Origin of the sequence: Bacillus sp. VT 712 (assembly GCF_001614195.1) — a bacterium.
Classification (GTDB): Bacteria; Bacillota; Bacilli; order Bacillales; family Bacillaceae_H; genus Priestia; species Priestia flexa.
In genome coordinates this window covers 26,016-45,663 of the sequence record NZ_LWBK01000025.1, presented here as the reverse complement: position 1 = coordinate 45,663, position 19,648 = coordinate 26,016, and the positions used below count along the sequence as shown (strand labels likewise).

At 38.8% G+C, this 19,648-nt stretch carries 18 protein-coding genes and 4 pseudogenes; 17 read left to right on the top strand and 5 right to left on the bottom strand.

Annotated features, from left to right (window positions below):
- Positions 1-136: 136 nt before the first annotated feature.
- From A2U94_RS13320 to A2U94_RS13295, 6 genes are all read left to right on the top strand, one after another.
- A complete protein-coding gene (locus A2U94_RS13320; RefSeq protein ID WP_062954624.1) occupies positions 137-1,261 on the top strand; it encodes an IS4 family transposase in 1,125 nt (374 codons plus the stop codon).
- A 259-nt stretch (positions 1,262-1,520) separates the two neighbouring features.
- On the top strand, positions 1,521-2,564 hold the full coding sequence (locus A2U94_RS13315) for a LacI family DNA-binding transcriptional regulator (protein WP_062954622.1): 1,044 nt from the start codon (positions 1,521-1,523) through the stop codon (positions 2,562-2,564).
- A 305-nt stretch (positions 2,565-2,869) separates the two neighbouring features.
- On the top strand, positions 2,870-4,129 hold the full coding sequence (locus A2U94_RS13310) for an ABC transporter substrate-binding protein (protein ID WP_062954620.1): 1,260 nt from the start codon (positions 2,870-2,872) through the stop codon (positions 4,127-4,129).
- 174 nt (positions 4,130-4,303) lie between these two features.
- On the top strand, positions 4,304-5,143 hold the full coding sequence (locus tag A2U94_RS13305) for a carbohydrate ABC transporter permease (RefSeq protein WP_374699988.1): 840 nt from the start codon (positions 4,304-4,306) through the stop codon (positions 5,141-5,143).
- Positions 5,140-5,973 (top strand): carbohydrate ABC transporter permease, encoded by an 834-nt coding sequence (locus tag A2U94_RS13300; RefSeq protein ID WP_502686068.1) that lies wholly within the window; start codon positions 5,140-5,142, stop codon positions 5,971-5,973. Before A2U94_RS13305 ends, A2U94_RS13300 begins: the two co-directional genes overlap by 4 nt.
- 26 nt (positions 5,974-5,999) lie before the next feature.
- Positions 6,000-7,322: an alpha-glucosidase/alpha-galactosidase gene (locus tag A2U94_RS13295; RefSeq protein WP_025911825.1), complete on the top strand. Its 1,323-nt coding sequence runs from the start codon at positions 6,000-6,002 to the stop codon at positions 7,320-7,322.
- A gap of 24 nt (positions 7,323-7,346) precedes the next feature.
- Here A2U94_RS13295 and A2U94_RS13290 read toward each other — a convergent pair.
- Positions 7,347-7,733 (bottom strand): annotated as a pseudogene (locus A2U94_RS13290) (ROK family protein); the annotation flags it as partial.
- Between A2U94_RS13290 and A2U94_RS13285 the strand changes: the two are divergent.
- Positions 7,723-8,448: pseudogene (locus tag A2U94_RS13285) on the top strand (MFS transporter); the annotation flags it as partial. The pseudogenes A2U94_RS13290 and A2U94_RS13285 overlap by 11 nt on opposite strands.
- Positions 8,449-8,523: 75 nt before the next feature.
- On the opposite strand, the gene A2U94_RS13280 reads toward A2U94_RS13285, so the two are convergent.
- Complete coding sequence (locus A2U94_RS13280; protein WP_061784931.1) at positions 8,524-8,739, bottom strand: hypothetical protein; 216 nt, start codon at positions 8,737-8,739, stop codon at positions 8,524-8,526.
- Positions 8,740-8,891: 152 nt separating this feature from the next.
- On the opposite strand from A2U94_RS13280, the gene A2U94_RS13275 reads away from it, so the two are divergent.
- The 6 genes from A2U94_RS13275 (at position 8,892) to A2U94_RS13250 (ending at position 13,695) form a co-directional block, all read left to right on the top strand.
- On the top strand, positions 8,892-10,148 hold the full coding sequence (locus A2U94_RS13275; RefSeq protein WP_025911829.1) for a YeeE/YedE family protein: 1,257 nt from the start codon (positions 8,892-8,894) through the stop codon (positions 10,146-10,148).
- 125 nt (positions 10,149-10,273) lie between these two features.
- Positions 10,274-10,843, top strand: coding sequence for a TetR/AcrR family transcriptional regulator (locus A2U94_RS13270; protein ID WP_025911830.1), 570 nt, complete (start codon positions 10,274-10,276; stop codon positions 10,841-10,843).
- 140 nt (positions 10,844-10,983) lie between these two features.
- Positions 10,984-12,189, top strand: coding sequence for an MFS transporter (locus A2U94_RS13265; protein WP_025911831.1), 1,206 nt, complete (start codon positions 10,984-10,986; stop codon positions 12,187-12,189).
- Positions 12,190-12,342: 153 nt separating this feature from the next.
- Positions 12,343-12,816: a hypothetical protein gene (locus A2U94_RS13260; protein WP_025911832.1), complete on the top strand. Its 474-nt coding sequence runs from the start codon at positions 12,343-12,345 to the stop codon at positions 12,814-12,816.
- A 139-nt stretch (positions 12,817-12,955) separates the two neighbouring features.
- On the top strand, positions 12,956-13,399 hold the full coding sequence (locus A2U94_RS13255; protein ID WP_025911833.1) for a hypothetical protein: 444 nt from the start codon (positions 12,956-12,958) through the stop codon (positions 13,397-13,399).
- 71 nt (positions 13,400-13,470) lie between these two features.
- A complete protein-coding gene (locus tag A2U94_RS13250; RefSeq protein WP_025911834.1) occupies positions 13,471-13,695 on the top strand; it encodes a hypothetical protein in 225 nt (74 codons plus the stop codon).
- A gap of 29 nt (positions 13,696-13,724) precedes the next feature.
- Here the strand turns inward: A2U94_RS13250 and A2U94_RS13245 are convergent, their stop codons facing one another.
- Positions 13,725-14,294 carry a DUF6434 domain-containing protein gene (locus A2U94_RS13245; protein ID WP_025911835.1) on the bottom strand — a complete coding sequence of 190 codons (570 nt, stop codon included), beginning with the start codon at positions 14,292-14,294 and terminating at the stop codon, positions 13,725-13,727.
- A gap of 164 nt (positions 14,295-14,458) precedes the next feature.
- Between A2U94_RS13245 and A2U94_RS13240 the strand changes: the two genes are divergently transcribed.
- The 3 genes from A2U94_RS13240 to A2U94_RS13230 all read left to right on the top strand — a co-directional run bounded on the left by A2U94_RS13240 (position 14,459) and on the right by A2U94_RS13230 (position 16,693).
- Positions 14,459-14,785: a nucleoside triphosphate pyrophosphohydrolase gene (locus A2U94_RS13240; protein ID WP_025911836.1), complete on the top strand. Its 327-nt coding sequence runs from the start codon at positions 14,459-14,461 to the stop codon at positions 14,783-14,785.
- A gap of 138 nt (positions 14,786-14,923) precedes the next feature.
- Positions 14,924-15,721: an HNH endonuclease signature motif containing protein gene (locus tag A2U94_RS13235; protein ID WP_025911837.1), complete on the top strand. Its 798-nt coding sequence runs from the start codon at positions 14,924-14,926 to the stop codon at positions 15,719-15,721.
- 27 nt (positions 15,722-15,748) lie between these two features.
- Positions 15,749-16,693 (top strand): ring-cleaving dioxygenase, encoded by a 945-nt coding sequence (locus A2U94_RS13230; RefSeq protein WP_062686708.1) that lies wholly within the window; start codon positions 15,749-15,751, stop codon positions 16,691-16,693.
- Positions 16,694-16,746: 53 nt separating this feature from the next.
- Here A2U94_RS13230 and A2U94_RS20735 read toward each other — a convergent pair.
- Positions 16,747-17,243: pseudogene (locus tag A2U94_RS20735) on the bottom strand (3-oxoacyl-[acyl-carrier-protein] synthase III C-terminal domain-containing protein); the annotation flags it as partial.
- Between the two features lie 241 nt (positions 17,244-17,484).
- On the opposite strand from A2U94_RS20735, the gene A2U94_RS13225 reads away from it, so the two are divergent.
- Entirely contained in the window at positions 17,485-18,915 is a 1,431-nt protein-coding gene (locus A2U94_RS13225; protein ID WP_064484041.1) for an Ig-like domain-containing protein, read from the top strand.
- A 55-nt stretch (positions 18,916-18,970) separates the two neighbouring features.
- Here the strand turns inward: A2U94_RS13225 and A2U94_RS20730 are convergent.
- Positions 18,971-19,537: pseudogene (locus A2U94_RS20730) on the bottom strand (DUF421 domain-containing protein).
- Positions 19,538-19,648: the final 111 nt, after the last annotated feature.

The window sequence follows — 19,648 nt, the reverse complement described above, 5'->3', positions numbered from 1 at the left end:
CACTAGCGTCGCATTAAAATAATTCAAAGCCCTTTATAAATCTGAATTTTCTGCAATATTATTCATGCACAAAAAAATCCTTTATAATGGTTGGGTGGTAATAAACCATCCAAATCCAAAATAAAGGACAATAAGCATGGATAAGTTTACACGAAAAACATCATTTGAACAATGGTTTTCACCGATTTTCTCCACAAAACTCGAGGAATTGGTTGAAAGCTATCAATTAAATTCCTATACAAAGAAGCTGTACATTGCTTCATTCTTGAAATTACTCGTATTCGCACAACTCAACGAAACCGAGAGTCTGCGTGCAGTCAGTGAGACATTATTTTCTGACGACCTTCAAAAAGCGACGCATTTAGAAGCGATTAGCTTTTCGCAGCTCGGACGCCGATTAAATCAAGTGCCGACTAAAGTGTTCCAACAGGTATTTTTGGATTTAGTTGCCCAAATTCACGAGAAATCACATTATGAGCAGCGCCGGAAAACGACAACACCGCTGAAAATCATTGATTCGAGTACGTTGCCACTCAATTTGAATAATCACAAATGGGCGGAGTTTCGCAAAACAAAATCAGGTATCAAGCTTCATTTGCGCCTTGTTTACGCAGAAAAAGGCTGTTCCTATCCTGATAATGCGGTGCTGACAAATGCGAAAGAACACGATCGTGGCCAGCTAGAGGTACTCGTTGACGACAAAGAATGCATGTACGTTTTTGATCGTGGTTACTTAGATTATGAGCGATTTGACCGCATGACAGACGACGGGTATTTCTTTGTCTCACGCTTACGAAAAAACGCCGTTACACATCAAATCGAGAAATTTCACCTGCCAAAAAATTCAACTGTTTTATCAGATGAAATGATTTCTTTGGGCACAGCACAAAGTCGGGCTGGTAATGAGTTTCGACTACTGAAAGTGATGGATTCAAAAGGGAATGAGCTGCACCTCATCACGAATCGTTTCGACTTAAATGCGGATGAACTCGCTGAACTGTACAAATCACGCTGGGCAATCGAGCTGTTTTTCAAGTGGATGAAACAACACTTGAACATCAAAAAGTTCTACGGACAAAGCGAACAAGCTGTCCATAATCAAGTGTACATCGCGATGATTGTCTACTGTTTAAACGTACTGGCTCAGTTGGGTACAAACAGTTCACGGACGTACTTACAAATTAGTCGGTTGTTAAAAGCAGCACCGTGGAAATCCGCACACATTTGGATTCGAAAAATAGCAGGAAGAGCTGTCCCGTAAAGGTTTAACCGTCTCTGTCGCCCTCGCCAAAGGTTATAGTGAAAAAATGGATGATTACTACCTCTGTTCACGTGTCTTCATTTTTCTTCTCAAACGGAAAAATAAGAAAACAGAAAATTCAGTCAATATTTATGCGACGTTAGTGTGAGAATTTCAAAAAAATATATTGAAAGCGCTTTATCTATATGTTATTCTTCATTTATCGAGGTAAAATTTACTGAAAAATAAGTAAAAAAACACATGTAGTGAGGTAGTGTATATGACCACGTTAAAAGAGGTAGCAACTGCTGCAAAAGTTTCAAGCACCACCGCATCTAGGGTGTTAAACAATGATCACACACTTTCTGTTTCTGATGAAACCAGAAGTCGAGTTTTAAAAGCTGCAAAAGCATTGAATTATACACCCGTAAGAGCGCGTAAAGGAGAGACGGGAGATGCAAATCTTACTCCCCGTATTGGTATTATGTTTGCCCAAACTGTTGAAGAAGAGCTGGCAGACCCCTTCTTTTCATCTATACGACACGGAATTGAGAATGCTTGCATAGAGAGAGGAATTTTAACAAATCGAATGTTTCGTCTAAAAAGCATGCATCGAGAAGAAGTGCTTCATGACCTAGATGGTTTAATTGTTGTCGGGCGCATTAGTGCTGAGACGATTCAAACTGTTAGTAATCATCTCGACAATATTATCTTTGTCAATCACTTAGCGGATGAAAATACATATGATTCAGTCATCAGCGATTTTGAACGCGCAACGGAAAGTGCGCTTGAGCATTTAATACAGTTAGGTTATCAGCGTATTGGCTACATCGGAGGACGTGAACGAGAACATTTTATAAACGGAAATCAGGTTATTGAAGATAAGCGCCAAACAACATTTGAAAAAATACTAGAGAAAAAAGGAATGTTTTGTTCTAGCGATGTTCATATTGGTGAATTCGCCATGGCTCAAGGGTATGAGTTAATGGAGAAAGCGATTAAACAAGGAAATTTGCCAGAAGCCTTTTTCATAGCGAGCGATTCAATGGCGATTGGCGCAATGCGAGCTCTTCAAAAAGCGAATCGTAAAGTGCCAGAAGATGTTGCGATTGTAAGCTTTAACGATGTAGATGTTGCAGAATTTACGAGTACGCCTCTAACCACGGTCAAGGTCTACACGGAGCAGATGGGCCAGTTAGCGGTCAACTTACTAATGGATCGAATAAATGGGCGCAAGATTCCGCTAAAGGTGACGGCACCTACAAAATTAGTAATTCGAGATAGCTGTGGTTTAACAATGAAACGAATGGCTAGCGGGGCGTAAACAGTATAACTGAAAGGAGGTGATGCACGAGCCTTATTGGAACGTAAATGATTGTAAGGGGGAGAAGAAATCGAAAGTAAAAAACACATAAAAAAAAGAGATTAAAAAACCTAGAGCAAATGCTTCCGTTTTATTGGCAGATAAAGCGGAACAAGCAAGATGGCAGTCCTTCTTATCTAGGGGTTTTTAACCTCAAATAAAACATATAGAAGCCTATTATACTTACTTTTTTATTTTCTGGCAATAAAACCGTTTTATCCTAATTAATCAGAAAATTCTAAATAAATAACGTGTAGGAGGAGCACATGAAGAACGTGACGCGTTTGTTAATTTTGTTTATGGTTTTTGCGGTATTTGCGGCGGGGTGTGGAAGCAAAGGAGCTTCTTCTGGTGATGGTGGTAAAGTCACACTAACACTGTTTTCCACAATGAGTAATAAAGGAGAAAGAGCAGCATTAGAAAGCGTAATTGCAGATTTTGAAAAGGAAAATCCTGATATAGCGATTGAAGCAAACTTTCCTGGAAACGGATATGAGGATATGCTTCGTGTGAAGATGGGTGCCAACGACATGCCGGATTTATTTGATACGCACGGTTGGTCACAGCTTCGATACGGTGAATATGTTGCAGATTTAAAAGACATGAATTGGGTGAAAGACTTAGATCCTGCGCTTGATCAAATTTTAAAAGATGAAAGCGGCAAGGTGTACGCTTACCCGTTAAATCAAGCTAAAGATGGGATTAGCTATAATGTGAAACTACTAGAACAATACGGAATTAAACCACCACAAACAATGGATGAGTTTGTGAAAGCATTAGAAGTAGTAAAAAACAAAAGCAAAGGTGATGTCGTACCGCTTTGGATTCCTGGAGGAGAAAACGGAAATATTGCGCAAATCTTTGACCAAATCGCTACGCCATATCTTATTACTGACAAAGAGAATGGACATGGAGACGAGCTGTTAGATGGAAGCTTCAACTGGTCAAAATACGATCAGCTAGGAGAGTTGATGGTCGATTTAAAGAAAAAAGATTTACTCAACAAAGATGTATTAACAGCGAAACAATCCCAGGTAACGGAGCTTATGGCACAAGATAAAATTGCGTTTACATTCGTAGGAGGCTCCTTAGGTCCTGATGCAACAGAACTAAATCCTGAAGTAAAGGTTGGAACAATTCCTGTACCAGCTGTTCATAAAGGGGATGCACAAAGTTGGATTGGCGGCGAGCGCTTTACACTAGCAGCATGGAAAGATTCTAAAAACCTAGACGAGGCAAAGGAATTTATTGAATTTGCGGCTAAGCCGGAAAATGTAAAGAAAATAGCTGAAGGCACATCTTCTACAGCAGCATTAAAAAATGCGGAAGCAGATAACTACTACTCAGAGTTTTATAAGCAATATGAAGAAGTAAAGGTAGAGCCATACTTTGATCGTAAGTACTTACCAAGCGGTATGTGGTCTGTGATGTCAACAACAGGTCAAGAGCTATTAGCTGGAACGCTTACAGCAAAACAGCTTTCTAAGAAAATGGAAGAAGAGTATAACCGCTTGCGAAAGCAGTAAAAAGTTAGGGAAAGCAGTGCTTAATTGTGCTGCTTTCTGCAAACTGCATCTAGCTGAAATAGGAGTGAGGTTATGAGCGAATTAGTAAGAAACGAGCGGCTACCCAAAGAGTCTACTTCAGTTATAAAGAAAAAAAAGTCAACTAAGCTCAAAAAAGAATCATCTTTATGGTGGATGTACTTACCTGGGCTTGTCATTGTTACGCTGTTTATTATTTATCCATTCATTAATGGCATCCAGCTTTCGTTTACAAACTGGAATGGTTTTTCGCAAACATATGATTGGATTGGAGTTGAACAGTATCAGAGGTTACTAGCGGATCCAACAACGTGGCTGGTTGTGAAAAATACGCTATTGTACGGAATTGGAAGTACAATTTTTCAGAATATACTGGGCTTGTTGTATGCACTTTTGTTGAATCAAAGTATTCGAATGAAAACATTCACGCGTACGATTGTTTATTTACCGGTTATTATTAGCCCGATTATTATGGGATACATTTGGTACTTTTTCTTCTCATTTCAAGGTGGAGCGCTGAATGATGTGCTGATGCTCTTTGGGTATGAACCGGTTAACGCACTAGGGAATGCAAGTTTGAATCCATGGATCATTGTATTTGTTAATACGTATCAGTTTGTTGGGATTGCGATGATTATTTATCTTGCGGGACTTCAAGGGATTTCAAAAGATTATTATGAAGCAGCTCAGTTAGATGGTGCTTCTGGTTGGCAGCAGTTTAAAACGATTACTCTTCCTTTACTAATGCCGTCTATTACAATTAACGTTGTTTTAAATATTATTGGAGGACTAAAGTTGTTTGACGTAATTGTTGCCTTAACAGGCGGGGGGCCTGGAGATGCATCACAATCTATGTCAACGTTTATGTATGATTTATACTTTAAACGACAAGACGCAGGTTACGCTGCAACGCAGGGTGTATTTATGGCTGTGATTATTTTAATTATTAGCATCGGAGCATTGATTTACTTTAAGAGGAAGGAGACAGAAGCATGATTGATTACACGAATAAGAAGAAAAAAAGACGGCTTACAGTTTTGGCTGTTGTGATCACCATCTTTCATATTGTGCCGTTCTATATTCTTGTGACAACATCGCTTAAACCAGCGGGAGACTTCAGTTCAAAGTGGGTATTTCCATCACAGCCCAATGTTCAAAATTTTGCTGATGCGTGGAGTCAAGCAGGACTTGGTACAGCGTTCTTAAATACGGTTATTATTACGTTTTGCTCAGCCGTTTTACTTATTGTATTAGGTTCGCTCGCTGCTTATCCACTAGCACGTCGTCAAACAAAGCTAAATAAATACGTCTACTTTATCTTTATTGGAATTATGGTCATCCCCCCGCTAACAGCACTTGTTCCCCTTTACAAAATGGTGGTTAACATGGGGATGATGAACACATACCAAATTGCTATCTTAAACAATGTGGCAGCATTTTTACCATTAACAATCTTTCTATATGCAGGATTCATTCGCTCGACGATTTCAAAAGAGCTCGAAGAAGCAGCGAAAATTGATGGAGCAAGTACGTTAGGTATCTTTTTCCGCATCGTCTTCCCACTGTTAAAGCCAGTGACGGCGTCTGTTTTAATCATTTCATGCGTGTATATTTGGAACGATTATCAGTTTGCGATTTTCTTCTTGCAAGATAAAGAAATGCATACATTAACGGTTACGCTTGCCAGTTTCTTTGCACAAAATCAGCATAATTTGAGCTTAGTAGGAGCAGCAGCTTTAATCGCTATGCTGCCGATGACAATTTTATTTTTACTTCTACAAAAATATTTTATTGCCGGCTTAGCTTCGGGATCTGTTAAAGGCTAAATGATGAAAAGAGAGGGAGAGAATTAATGACAAAAATTACGTTTATCGGTGCAGGAAGTACAGTATTCGCCAAAAATATTTTAGGAGACTGCATGTTTGTTCCGGCTTTGGCAGGATTTGAATTTGCCTTATATGATATCGACGAGCAGCGTTTAAAGGATTCAGAAAACATGCTTAATAACCTAAAAGAAAACTATAAAATCAACGTGACGGTTAAATCGTACCTTAATCGAAAAGAAGCGCTTAAAGGCGCAAAGTACGTAATCAATGCCATACAGGTAGGGGGATATAAACCAAGTACGGTAATTGATTTTGATATTCCAAAGAAATATGGTCTTCGCCAAACGATTGGTGACACGGTTGGCATTGGTGGTATCTTTAGATCTCTGCGCACCATTCCAGTGATGCTTGATTTTGCAAAAGATATGGAAGAAGTCTGCCCGGATGCGCTGTTTTTAAATTACACAAATCCAATGGCTACTTTAACGGGTGCGATGTTACGCTATACGGATATTCAGGCGGTCGGGCTTTGTCATAGCGTACAGGTATGTACCAAAGATTTATTTAAGGCGCTTGAAATGGATCACGAAGGAATTGAAGAAAAAATCGCAGGTATTAATCATATGGCATGGCTATTAGAAGTAAAGCGGGATGGAAAAGACTTATATCCTGAAATTAAGCGCCGTGCTCGTGAAAAGCAAAAAATAAAGCATAATGATATGGTGCGTTTCGAGCTTATGGACAAGTTTGGTTATTATATTACGGAGTCGTCTGAACATAACGCAGAGTATCACCCATATTTTATTAAGAACAACTATCCAGGTTTAATCGACCAATTTAACATTCCGCTTGATGAATACCCAAGACGATGCGAAGAGCAAATTAGCCAATGGGAAACGATGCGAGAAGAGCTTGTTCATAACAGAAATCTCACGCACACGCGCTCTCATGAATATGGTTCACGTATCATTGAAGCGATGGAAACGAATACGCCATTTAAGTTTGCAGGCAACGTATTAAACACAGGTGGTTTAATTAGTAACCTGCCACAAAAAGCGTGCGTAGAAGTCCCGTGTATCGTTGATCGTAGCGGTATTATTCCAGGTTATATCGGAGAGCTACCAGAGCAACTAGCAGCGCTTAATCGTACAAATATCAATACGCAACTTTTAACAATCGAAGCAGCAGTGACCAAAAAGCGTGAGCATATCTACCAAGCTGCAATGTTAGACCCTCATACAAGTGCTGAACTATCAATGGATGATATTGTTTTACTATGTGACGATTTGATTGAAGCACATGGTGATTGGTTACCACAGTTTTCAGGAAAAGTGTATCAGTCTATCTAATAATAAATGAGTAGGGAAAATTCCCTACTCGTTTTGAACATTTAAGAAATGATTAATAACAATTGAGACAGCACCTAATGCAGGTGCATTTTTTTCTAATGAAGAGGGGAGTAGTTCACATGTATTTTCTAAATGAGAATGTACCCTAGAAGCAACTTCATTTTTAATGGTGTTTAACACAATCGGGTGAGATTCGATAATATTATTCCTTAGAATAATGGCTTGTGTGTCAAAAGTATTGAGAATGTTAGTGATGCCAATACTAATATAGAATCCAAAGTTTTGTAGTGCACTTAAGGCATCCACATCATTTTTATTTGCACGTTCAATAATTTCTTTTCGTACCAAATTTTTTTCATTTTTTTCTTCTACAGAAGAAAAAGAAGCTAGTAAAGCTTTTTCAGAAGCAAAAGCCATTTTGATGGATATCAAACAAACTATTACAATGAATGCTTCTTCTCAAAAGTTATTCGCCTATGGGAAATTGGTGATTATTGTAGGAATACTACTTTCTGTTTTTCAACAATTTGTAGGTATAAATGTAGCTTTATATTATGCCCCACGTATTTTTGAAAGTATGGGAGCTGCTAAAGATTCTTCAATGTTGCAAACCATTATTATGGGATTAGTGAATGTTGTTTTTACAATTATTGCAATTTTAACAGTTGATCGATGGGGGAGAAAGCCCTTATTAATAGTAGGTTCAATTGGAATGTCTATTGGAATGTTTGGTGTATCAAGTATGGCATTTTCTAATATGATTGGAATAGGGACACTTATATTTATTATTATTTATACAGCTTCATTTATGATGTCATGGGGACCAATATGCTGGGTGCTGATTTCGGAGATTTTTCCTAATAAAATTAGAGGCCGAGCTGTAGCTATCGCTGTAGCAATCGCTGTAGCAGTTCAATGGGCGGCTAACTATTTTATTTCCTCTACATACCCTACAATGATGGAGTATAGTGGAGGATTAACATATGGTTTTTATGGTTTGATGAGTGTACTTTCTGCTTTATTTGTCTGGAAGCTTGTTCCGGAAACGAAAGGAAAAACGCTTGAACAGATGGAAAATACATGGAGAAAAAGAAAAGAAGACCAAAAAGATAGTCAAATTATTTAAATTAGGAGAATCATTCAAAGTAAACCATAAAATATACGTTTCCGGATTTTTGTAGATTGACGAGTAGGGAGTTCCCTACTCGTTTTCTTCTTGTTCCAAACGTTTATAGTGTGTCTTCCCCATTTGATAGACGAAAAATAAAAAAATAGGCAAGAGAATGATAAGAGAAGACATGCGAATTAGCGTGTCCACAATGGCTCCTTTTGTAATAATTAAGTTCACGATAAACATTAAAACAAAAATTACAATACCTACAGTTGTTAGCGTTTTTTTCAGCTTTTCTACTTTCACTTTTATCACCTAGTTTTAAAAATAATGGATGAAGCACTGAAAATCAACTCTTTCGATGAAAAGAGAGCAAAGAGGTTTACAGGATAAAAGATATGTTGTACGATAAAAAAAGTTCAATTCTTACTAAATCTATAAGATATGAGGTGTATATCATGGCATCAACAACTGTACAAACTTCTAAGCATACTAATTCAGCTCGCACAACGGTTGTTACGGAGCTTAGTCCAATGCAAAAGCCGTTAGTTATTGTCGGAATTTTAATTTCGGTCGTGTTACTAACAGCGATTGTAAACACAACAAATTGGACACAAGGTGTATTATTTATTATCGGTCTCGCTCTTGGCGCGACGTTACTATATGCACGATTTGGTTTTACTTCAGCGTTTAGACGATTAATGTCGGTCGGAAACGTACAAGGTTTACAGGCACATATGCTTATGCTAGCAGTAGCTTCCACGCTGTTTGCTATTATTTTAAGCACTGGGTTTAGCTTTACCGGTACGACACCGGCAGGTTATGTGTCACCAGTAGGCGTGAGTGTGGTGGTAGGAGCATTTTTATTCGGAATTGGAATGCAGCTAGGAAACGGATGTGCATCAGGTACTCTTTATAATCTTGGTGGCGGTTCGTCTTCTATGATCATTACGCTCGTTTCATTCATTGGAGGTTCACTACTTGCAGCGTATCACTTTACATTTTGGATGGAGGATATGCCATCGTTCCAACCAATTTCGTTAGCTGAATCAACTGGGCTTGGCTATTTCGGTGCATGGGTTGTTCAAATGGTGGCATTTGCAGTTATTTACTGGATTACAGTTCAGCTTGCTAAAAAGAAAAATCCGCCAATGATGAAGCAGCTTCCAACAACAACAGGATGGAAGAAAGTTATTCGTGGTTCTTGGCCATTATTTGCGGCAGCAATTATCTTAGCACTTTTAAATGCTCTAACGCTAACAGTACGCGGTAACCCTTGGGGCATTACGTCAGCATTTGCTTTATGGGGTGGTAAAGCGTTAATGGCAACAGGAATTGATGTTTCGACTTGGGGTTATTTCCAAGGAGCGAATGGTCAAGCGTTAACGCAAACGGTTCTTGCCGACTCTACAAGCGTAATGAACTTTGGCATTATTTTAGGCGCGTTTATCTCAGCGGCAGCTCAAGGAACGTTCAAGCCTGGTAAAATTAAGCCAGGAGTTGCAGGAGCAGCAGTTGTAGGTGGCCTATTAATGGGCTATGGTTCTCGCTTAGCATTTGGTTGTAACATTGGTGCTTATTTTGGAGGAATCGCATCGTTTAGCTTACACGGTTGGGTATGGATGGTTATGGCAATGTTAGGAACAACGCTAGCCTTATTTATTCGACCATTGTTCGGATTAAAGAATCCAAAACCAAACGATTCGATTTGTTAAGAGAAAACCTACTTGCTTATTTCAGCAAGTAGGTTTTTTTCTTGTACTTATATGAGAAGTGAGATAGAATGAGAAAATAGAAAAACTAAAAATGTTTTATGAGTTTATCACGAGGAGGACTGATAATGAAAGAGCGAATTATGCAGGCATTTATCGAAGAGATTCATCATAAAGGAATGAAATTTACAATGGATGACTTAGCCAAAAGGCTAGGCATTAGTAAACGGACGCTGTACGAACATTTCTCGTCCAAAGTAGAGATTTTAGATACCATTATCACTCAAACGCTACAGGATTTTGATCAGAAAACCGAAGCGATTGTAAATAATGAAAATCTATCTTTGGTGGACAAAATCAAGCGAGTTATTACCGTTATTCCAGAGTATAATGACTTCTATGACTTATGTATCATTGAGCAGATGAAGCGCTACTACCCAGCACAGTGGGAGCAGTTAAATGTGGCTTTGAACCAGTGGGACTCACTGAGAGAGCTCATAAAGCAAGGAATAGAAGAAGGAATTATTGTAAATCGAAATCTTGATTTAATGATGAAGGTAATCATCGACGCTGTGAATTCGACTTTAGATCGAAGCTTTTTTTTAGAAAATCGATTAACCGTATCAGATGCGCTCGATACGATTGTTGATATGCTATTGCACGGCCTTTTAACAAGTAAGGTAAAATCGGAACTTTAAAATAGAGCGCATACGACAGAGTCTGGCATATCTCTTGTTTTCATGGGAGTCAGTCTCTTTTATCGGTCGATAAAAACTAAAAAAACAAAAATAGTTTTCGTGTTTTATGGAGAATATAGGAGAAAGTTGGAGGGTTATTTATGTCACTACTGTTAAGAAATAAAGGAGCCATGCTGCTTTTAATGCTTAACATCTTTTTGGTGTTTATGGGAATAGGTCTTGTAATTCCCATTATGCCAACTTATATGATTGAGCTTCAAATTAGCGGAAGTATCGTTGGAATGCTTGTCGCTGCATTTTCGTTAACACAGTTTATCTTTTCACCTGTTGCAGGGAGATTATCGGACTCTTTTGGGCGTAAAAAAATGATCGTTACCGGTATGTTGATCTTTGCCGTGTCAGAGTGGCTATTTGGAATTGCCAATGCACCGGCGCTATTGTTTGGCGCTCGTATGCTGGGCGGAATTAGTGCAGCATTAATTATGCCAGCCGTTATGGCTTATACAGCTGATATTACGACGCCAAAAGAGCGCGCAACAGGAATGGGGTATATTAATGCAGCAATCACAACAGGCTTTATCATCGGCCCTGGAATCGGTGGATTCATTGCTGAATTTGGCATGCGAGTCCCGTTTTATTCAGCAGCTGTTGCAGGAGTTTTCGCAGCCTTACTTACCTTATTTGTTCTGCCTGAATCACCAATGGAAGAACGCGTGAAGGCTGACCCACTTCAAACAGAAAAGCAGAGCTTATTTACACAGTTACGTAATTCGTATAAGGAACCGTACTTTTTAAGCTTAATTATTGTGTTTGTTGCTTCGTTTGGCTTAGCGAATTATGAGACGGTATTTGGTTTATTTGTAGATCGTAAATTCGGCTTTACGCCAAAAGATATAGCATTTATTATCACGTTTGGTTCCATTGCAGGAGCTGTTGTTCAGCTCACTATTTTTGGGTGGATTGTCAATAAGTTTGGTGAGAAAAGGGTTATTTCAATCTGTCTGTTTGTAGCAGGCTTATTCGTACTTTTAACTTTGTTCACGCATGCATACTGGTTGATTGTTGTCGTAACGTTTACGCTGTTTTTAGCAATCGATATTTTACGACCAGCTATTAGTACACAAATGTCAAAACTTGCTCAAGAACAGCAGGGCTACGTAGCCGGCTTAAATTCTGCTTACACAAGTTTAGGAAACATTGCAGGACCTCTTGTTGCAGGGATTTTATTTGATATTGATATCAACTTTCCATATGTAGCAGCGGCCATCGTTTTATTCGTTTGTTTCGTCTTATCGTTAACAGTAGGAAAGCGAGTAGCTCAGTCAAATCCAGTTGTTGAGAAGTAAAAGTCAATGAAAAACGTTCTATTCCTAGTGGATAGGACGTTTTTCATTGACTTTTGACAGGTTGTTTCATACACTTTTAGTAAAATATTTCAGCTTAGGCTGTATGTTGCTACTTATTAAAGTAGAGAAGATACATAAGGAAGGAACGAATATATGAATGAAACCTCATCTGTAAAGTCGATGGGCTATTTAATTAGTCGTAAGCTTATTGCAGGACTAATCATGGTTGTTGCCATTAGTGTCTTAGCGTTTGTCACGGCGATTATACCTGCGGATAAGCCAGCTGACTTTACTATCCTTAACTTTATTCAGGAGTTTAAGAAAGAAGGGAGTTTTTTCGCGCTTGGGTACTACTTTTTTATTGTAGGGTCAGCTGTTATCTTAACCTCTTTTGTGGTAGAGCTAATTGCGCAAACGATTACAAATCGCTGGGAAGGTAAGTACAAGTGGTGGATTACGGGTGCTTTACATTTTGTTTTATCACTTTTTTTCATCCCGATGCTGCTTTTTTTCTTTATTGTGGATCGCTTATTGGCATTTAAAAAGACGCCATATCATTGGAAGCATGTACTTGGATTTTTTGTAGCTCCAATTGCGCTATTTAGTTTATTTGTTGTTATCGTTTAAAGCCTCTCTGCTTCAGAGAGTTTTTTTTATGGAAGCGTTAGGGGGAACTTTGGTGAATAAGATGCTAAAAGGAAGAAAATAACGAATTTTATAAAAATAATGATATACTAAACTCATTAGTACTGTAGGAGGTTATTGTGTGAAAGGATACTTCAAGCCATTTGCCATTATAATAGGTGCGCTTTTACTTTTTCTAGGAGGATACGTATTTGGAAAATCCACGTCTGATCAAGTCACTCGGGAAATCTGGATTGGCGACGGGAAGGACGGAGAGACAGACGTTCAAAAGGTCATTACGGACTTAGAAAATCAAGCTGCTGTTGATAACTTATCACTGATTTACGCTCACCGAGAAAGCATTGATACTGCGGATGTAGATATAAACAATCCGGATCTTTACGTAGCATTTAATAGTCCAAAGCAATCGGCATTATTAGTTGAGTCTCGTCTTTGGCTAAACGATAAGGGAGCTGTTATAGCGGAACGTACGGGTGAGACGTGGGATGAGGTTGACTATTCTACAATTCCTGTGGAAGATGCTCTTTATATTCAAAGTTTGTTGAAGAACAATAATGAAGAATAATTTCTTTTATTTTCCATAAAATGAAACTTTTTGGATGGTCGTTCGTAATAGAAATAAAGGGGGGGGATTCATTGAAAAATTACATAGCCTTCATTGCTAGCTTTGTAATGTTAATGCTTGTATTGCAAGTAGGTAGTGGTATGCTGTTAACGATGCTGTATGAGCCAGGCTTGACGGAAGAAGTTGGAACGTTAGGAAGCACGGTTACCTTTGGTGAAAGTACTTATATGTTTCCGCTTGTAGTAGCAATGCTAGCAGCAACAATTTCCTTTTTTATTTCAAAACGACTTTCATAATGTAGTAGAAAACTAGGCATGTACGGTGCCTAGTTTTTTCTTTTATATGTTCGAGCTCCAGGCTGTTCTTTTACTGCACGCCACGCTGCAATTGCATCTGCACGGCTTTTCCCTTTGTTGGTTGGGTCTGCAAAGAAATCTCTTGTAAACTGGTTATATTCAAACTGGGCTCCAATTTCTCGCTGATAGGAAGGATCTTTTTTTCGGCTTTCTTCTTCATACCAGGCCGTCACAACATCACGATATGTCTTGCCACTGTTCTGTTTAAAGTAGTTTTGGATATAGGTTGAAAAATGAAAGTTTGGAATGATAGTTTTGAAAAATGTCCGTACGCTTTGGCTACAGCGATGGTGTTTTGTAATAACAGTGTCAAGACTCAGTTCTTCTAACTTGTTACCGTTAGGAGCACCCGTCTTTTTATGAACAGGACGTTTTATTTCTCCAGTTTGCAAAAAGAGATGAATTCGCTCTGTTAATTCTGCTTTGGAGCCACTTCTGGGGATGTGGTGGTCGTGGCAAAAACCTTGTAGTTCTTTCTTTAACCAATAATAGCTGAGAAATTCTTTTGTCTTAATGTGTTGATTCAGTTTAGGTCTCATACATAACCATCCTTTCCATCTATTTCAACATTAGAACATTAGTTCTTATTTTGTCAATGGCATAATAGAGAAAATATACCATTCATAACGATTCACTTTACTACACCTTATTTCCACCTTTTAGTATAATTAGTCATATCATTTAGAGGAAAGGAGCCGAGCAAATGCCTGCTTATAATAAGCTAGTCCGTGATTACATTCCGCAGATTATCGAACAAAGCGGAAAGAAGTATACAACAAGCAACCTAACTATTGATGAATACAAAAAGGAACTAAAGAAAAAAGCTGAAGAAGAATGGAGCGAATATAAGGAAGCCAAAACGGAGCACGAGGCAGTAGAAGAGCTTGCGGATTTACTAGAAGTTGTTTATGCGCTTGCTGCATTAAACGGCGCAACTCCTCAGCAGCTGGAACATGTGCGTCAGCAAAAAGCAGATGAGAAAGGTGGCTTTAACGAAAGAGTTTTTTTAGTAGAGGTGGAAGATCAATAACTCTTAGTATATAAACCTTTTTTAAAACGATAATTGTCCAAAGAAAGACGCTCCTTTTTAAGCACAACTAAACTCAAGTTGTGCTTTTTTATGGTACACTAAAACTAAGAAAAGAGATCTACATCAGGGGGCACAATTGTGATTACAGATTTACAGTTTGGTGAGGCTTTTGTACGAGGAAAGCGATATCGCCGCAAGCAAATTCATGACCTTTATAAAGGGCAGGAGCAAAGTGAAATTTCAACGCCAAAGGAATACCCATACATCTTTATTTTTACAAAGATGAGCGGTGAAGAATACGGTACTTCTCATGGATGGAACGACGACCAAACAACCTTCTTTTATACTGGAGAAGGACAGCGTGGTACGATGCAGCTAATCAAAGGAAATAAAGCGGTGATGGAACACGCAGCAAACGGTGAAACCATCTATTTATTTCAGTACGTAGAGTCTGGAATTGTTGAGTTTTTAGATGAGATGACGTATGTAAACCATCAGCTTGAGTTGATGTGGGATGCAGACGGAAGCTTTCGGGAAGCCATTATGTTTGAACTAAAACCCAACCATGTATTAGAAGAGAAAGCGAACGCAATTAGCATTAACTCAACGGTACAAGAAGAGCTGTTAGAAAAATTCTATGAGGAAAAGAACTTAACGAAAAAGGTAGCTTTCCTTCATCGGTATATAAAAGCGCGAGCGAACGGAAAGTGTGAATCATGCGGTGCACCAGCATCGTTTAAAGATAAAAAAGGAATGCCATATCTAGAGCTTCACCACATCAACCACTTAACCGACAGCGGGTTAAATAGAGTGGACCAAGTTGCGGCCCTTTGTCCAATTTGTCATAGTCATATTCACCATGGACAGGGTGGCAGAAATTACAATGCAAGGTTGGGGAGACTAATTAAAGAAAAAGAACTAGAAGCTGTTCAATAACTGAACGAATAGAAAGGCGTGAAAGTAATGGAACTATTAGGTCTACATCACGTTTCAATTTTAACGGGAAAAGCTGAAAAAAATTATGACTTCTTTACAAACGTACTGGGAATGCGTCTTGTAAAAAAGACGGTTAATCAAGATAACCCGCAGTCATATCATCTGTTTTACGCAGATGCAGAAGGAACACCTGGAACGGAAGTCACTTATTTTGATATTCCTGGCCTTGGTAGAACCTACCCGGGAACAACGGATATTTCAACCGTATCCTTGCGTGTGCCGACGACGGAATCCCTTCACTATTGGAAGCAACGCTTTGAAGAGCTAGGAATCGATCACGATGAGATGACAAACCAAGCAGGTCGCAACGCGCTTGCGTTTCGTGATTACGAAGGTACACGACTGATGCTTGTTGCAGATAACGGAGAAAAAGGTGTACGTGCCGGTGTTCCATGGAAGCGAGAAGATATTGAAGAAAAGCATGCAATTATTGGCTTAGGTCCGGTTACGTTAACAGTTGCAGAAGCGAAGCTAACAGCGGATATCCTAACAAACGTTATGGGATTTCGTCATGTGAAATCTTATAATTCAATGAAAGTTTATGCAACAGGAGAAGGGGGAAGCGGAGCTGAAGTACATATTGTAGAAGAACCCGGGGTGCCAAAAGCAAGGCTTGGAAGAGGTGGCGTTCATCACGTTGCGTTTCGTGTCCCAAATGAGCAAGAATACCGCTACTGGCTTGAACGCTTAAAGCAAGCTCGTATTCCTCACTCCGGCGAAGTCGAACGCTACTATTTTAAAGCAATTTATTTTAGAGAGCCAAACGGTATCTTATTTGAACTTTCAACCGATACGCCTGGCTTTGCGACCGACGAGCCCAAAGAAACGATGGGAGAGAAGCTCGCTCTACCGCCATTTTTAGAACCGCGTCGAGCAGAAATTGAAGCGAATTTACGTCCGTTGGATATATAGAAAGCACAGCTGTTTTTATAGCTGTGCTTTTCTGTTGTTTTTCGTTGCGTGTTTTTTAAGGCGAGCTGCAAAGCGAGTGGAATGGAAACAGCTGATGTGTTGCCGTAATACTCGACGCTCGTTAGCATTTTTTCGCGCGGAAACTCAGCTTTTTCGCAAATGGACTCAATCATTCGCAAGTTGGCACTGTGCGGGACGAACCAGTCAATGTTTTCTTTTTGAAGATTGGTTTGCTGTAACAGCGAATCAATACCTGCTGGAACGGTTCTGGTAGCCCATTTGTACACTTCGCGTCCATTTTGAAGCATTTTACCAGGTGTTTGAAGCTGCTCTTCGTTCATCGTTGTGGATAAGTTCGTTCGATACACGTGCTTACCGCTGCTGCCTCTTTGCCAAATAGGATGCAGGTAGAGCGGTCTTCATAATCCGTTACTTTTGATAGTGTCTCAGCTGTAACAACTAAGACTTTTTGGTGTAATCCAGACGTAATAAAGCTATCGGCAATATGTAATCTGTAAGTAAAGCCAGCGCACGTTGCGTTAAAATCAAATGTTCCTGCACTATTAAAACACCTTTCTTTATGACTAGGTTATATCATTAAATATTAGTGCTATATAACAAAAATGTAAATAATTGTATATCTAAATATTCTTATAATTAAACGGACCTTATTCAAACCAAAGTAGATTTTGTCGAAAAATAGATGTAGAAATTAATAGTTTTATTAGAAAAATAGTAGTATTATAGTCGTGAGTAAAAAGTAACTGAATGGGACTTAGGGGGATTTTTTGATGAGTAAGAAGAAGGTTGTTACAGCATTAACTGCAGGTTTATTGGTTTCTTCGTTATCGATGGGGACAGGTTACGCAGAAGAGAATAATTATGATGTATCAAAAAAAACAATTGAAGAGCAGGCAGAGGTTAGCAAAAAGCTAGAAAAAAACATTGTGAAGCCAGAAATAATAAACGAGGTAAAGTCAGATGTTTTGAAGTCGTTAAATATGCCAGCACCATTTTCAAATAAAGCAGCAAAAAGTCTTCAGCGATCAAGCGTAAGCTTTGATAATGAAGAAATTGTTTTTGAATCAGAGCCCAATGATGATTTTCATACAGCAAATATAATGTCTTACGGTAACACAGTCATTGGTCAGCTTTTACCACTTTACGATTTGGACATGTATAAAGTGAATGTTCCTACAGCCGGCGCATTCATTATAGCAGGAGGTGCCTCTTCACCTGCAATCGATTTAGGCTTTACGGTTACCGAAAAAGATTATAAAGATAATAATAATGTCAGCTACTTAGGCAGCGAGTTTGACGAAGAGATTGAAACGCAAGTGTATCAAGTAAACAAAGCTGGTACTTATTATGTTCCAGTTATTGACTTTGATAATATCGATGACCTTGATGATAATTCGGAAGAAGATATTTATATTTTGTCAGCGGCGTTTGTTGATAACGTTGCGCCAGCAAAGCCAGTAGTGAATCAAGTTACTAACAATGATAAAGTAATCACTGGAAAAGCGGAGGTGAACTCAACGGTAACAGTGAATGTTGGTAAAAATCGAATCGGCTATGCGAAAGCAAATGCGAGCGGATCGTTCTCTGTTAGTATTCCAGCTCAAAAAGTAGGAACAACGCTAAACGTAACGGCAAAAGATGCAGCTGGAAACGTCAGCAGCTTGACCTATGTCAAAGTGACAAGCGTTGACGTGACGCCACCTGCGAAGCCAATTGTTAATCAAGTTGATGATAATGATAAAGTCATTACAGGAAAAGCAGAAGCGAATTCAATGGTAACGGTGAACGTTGGTAAAAATCGAATTGGCTATGTAAAAGCAAGCTCAAACGGATCATTTTCTGTTAGTATTCCTATTCAAAAAGCAGGAACGACGCTAAACGTAACGGCAAAAGACGCAGCTGGAAATGTCAGCAGCTTATCCTATGTCAAAGTTGTAAAAGCTGATGTGACGCCACCTGCAAAGCCAACGGTTAATAAAGTAAAAGAAACTGATAAAGTAGTAACGGGTAAAGCGGAAGCAAACTCAACGGTAACGGTGAATGCCGGTAAAAACAGATTGGGTTATGCGAAAGCTAACTCTAAAGGCGTGTATTCCGTGAAAATTGCTGCACAGAAAAAAGGGACTCTTTTAAACGTAACGGCAAAAGATGCAGCTGGAAATGTGAGTAAACTTTCATACGTAACGGTTGTAAAGCGTTAATAACCATAAAAAATGCACTTCAGAATATTAGCTGAGGTGCATTTTTTATGAGAGCTCATTGTAAATAACGAGGGGTATCCGTTTTTGGATAGTTAATCTCTTGAAACAGATCCTTTTGAGTTCCTGTGTCACTAGATGGACTGTTCTCTAACTGCTGAGCTAAATGAGGAAAATAAAGATTCATTAAGTTTTTAAATTCTCCGATTGTTAATGGCTTTTCCGATTCTTTTAGCTCATAGCCAAGTTGTCCATTGGGTTCAATCGTGGCAGATTTTACGTGTTCTAGCTTTGCCACGCCTTGATTACGAAGCCGCATTTCAAGCTGATCAATGGTTAAACGCAGTTTTTTTTAATTAAGCTGGCCATTTTCAATTACAACTTTTGGTTTGCCTGTAATGAACTTTTCTAGCGCATTGGATTTCACCTGTACGTATTTTAAAACCAAGATAGCTAGTACAAAAACAGCAGCGCCTATAATTGCTTTAAACATGCTTTTTTCGACAATAGGCTGAACGATAATAGTTCCTAGTGAAATCATTACAACGGTTTGAGCTAGCGTCATCTGAGCAATGGATTTACGTCCAGCTATCCTGAGTAAAAGTATACCTGTTAAGATTAAAATAAGCGATTACCATATGAAATTCATTCTTTCACCCTTTCCTATTTATTCCTGAATTTTAGGTTGGTTAAAAAGGAGTTTTTTTATGTATAGATAGGAGGTGAGAGATTTCAT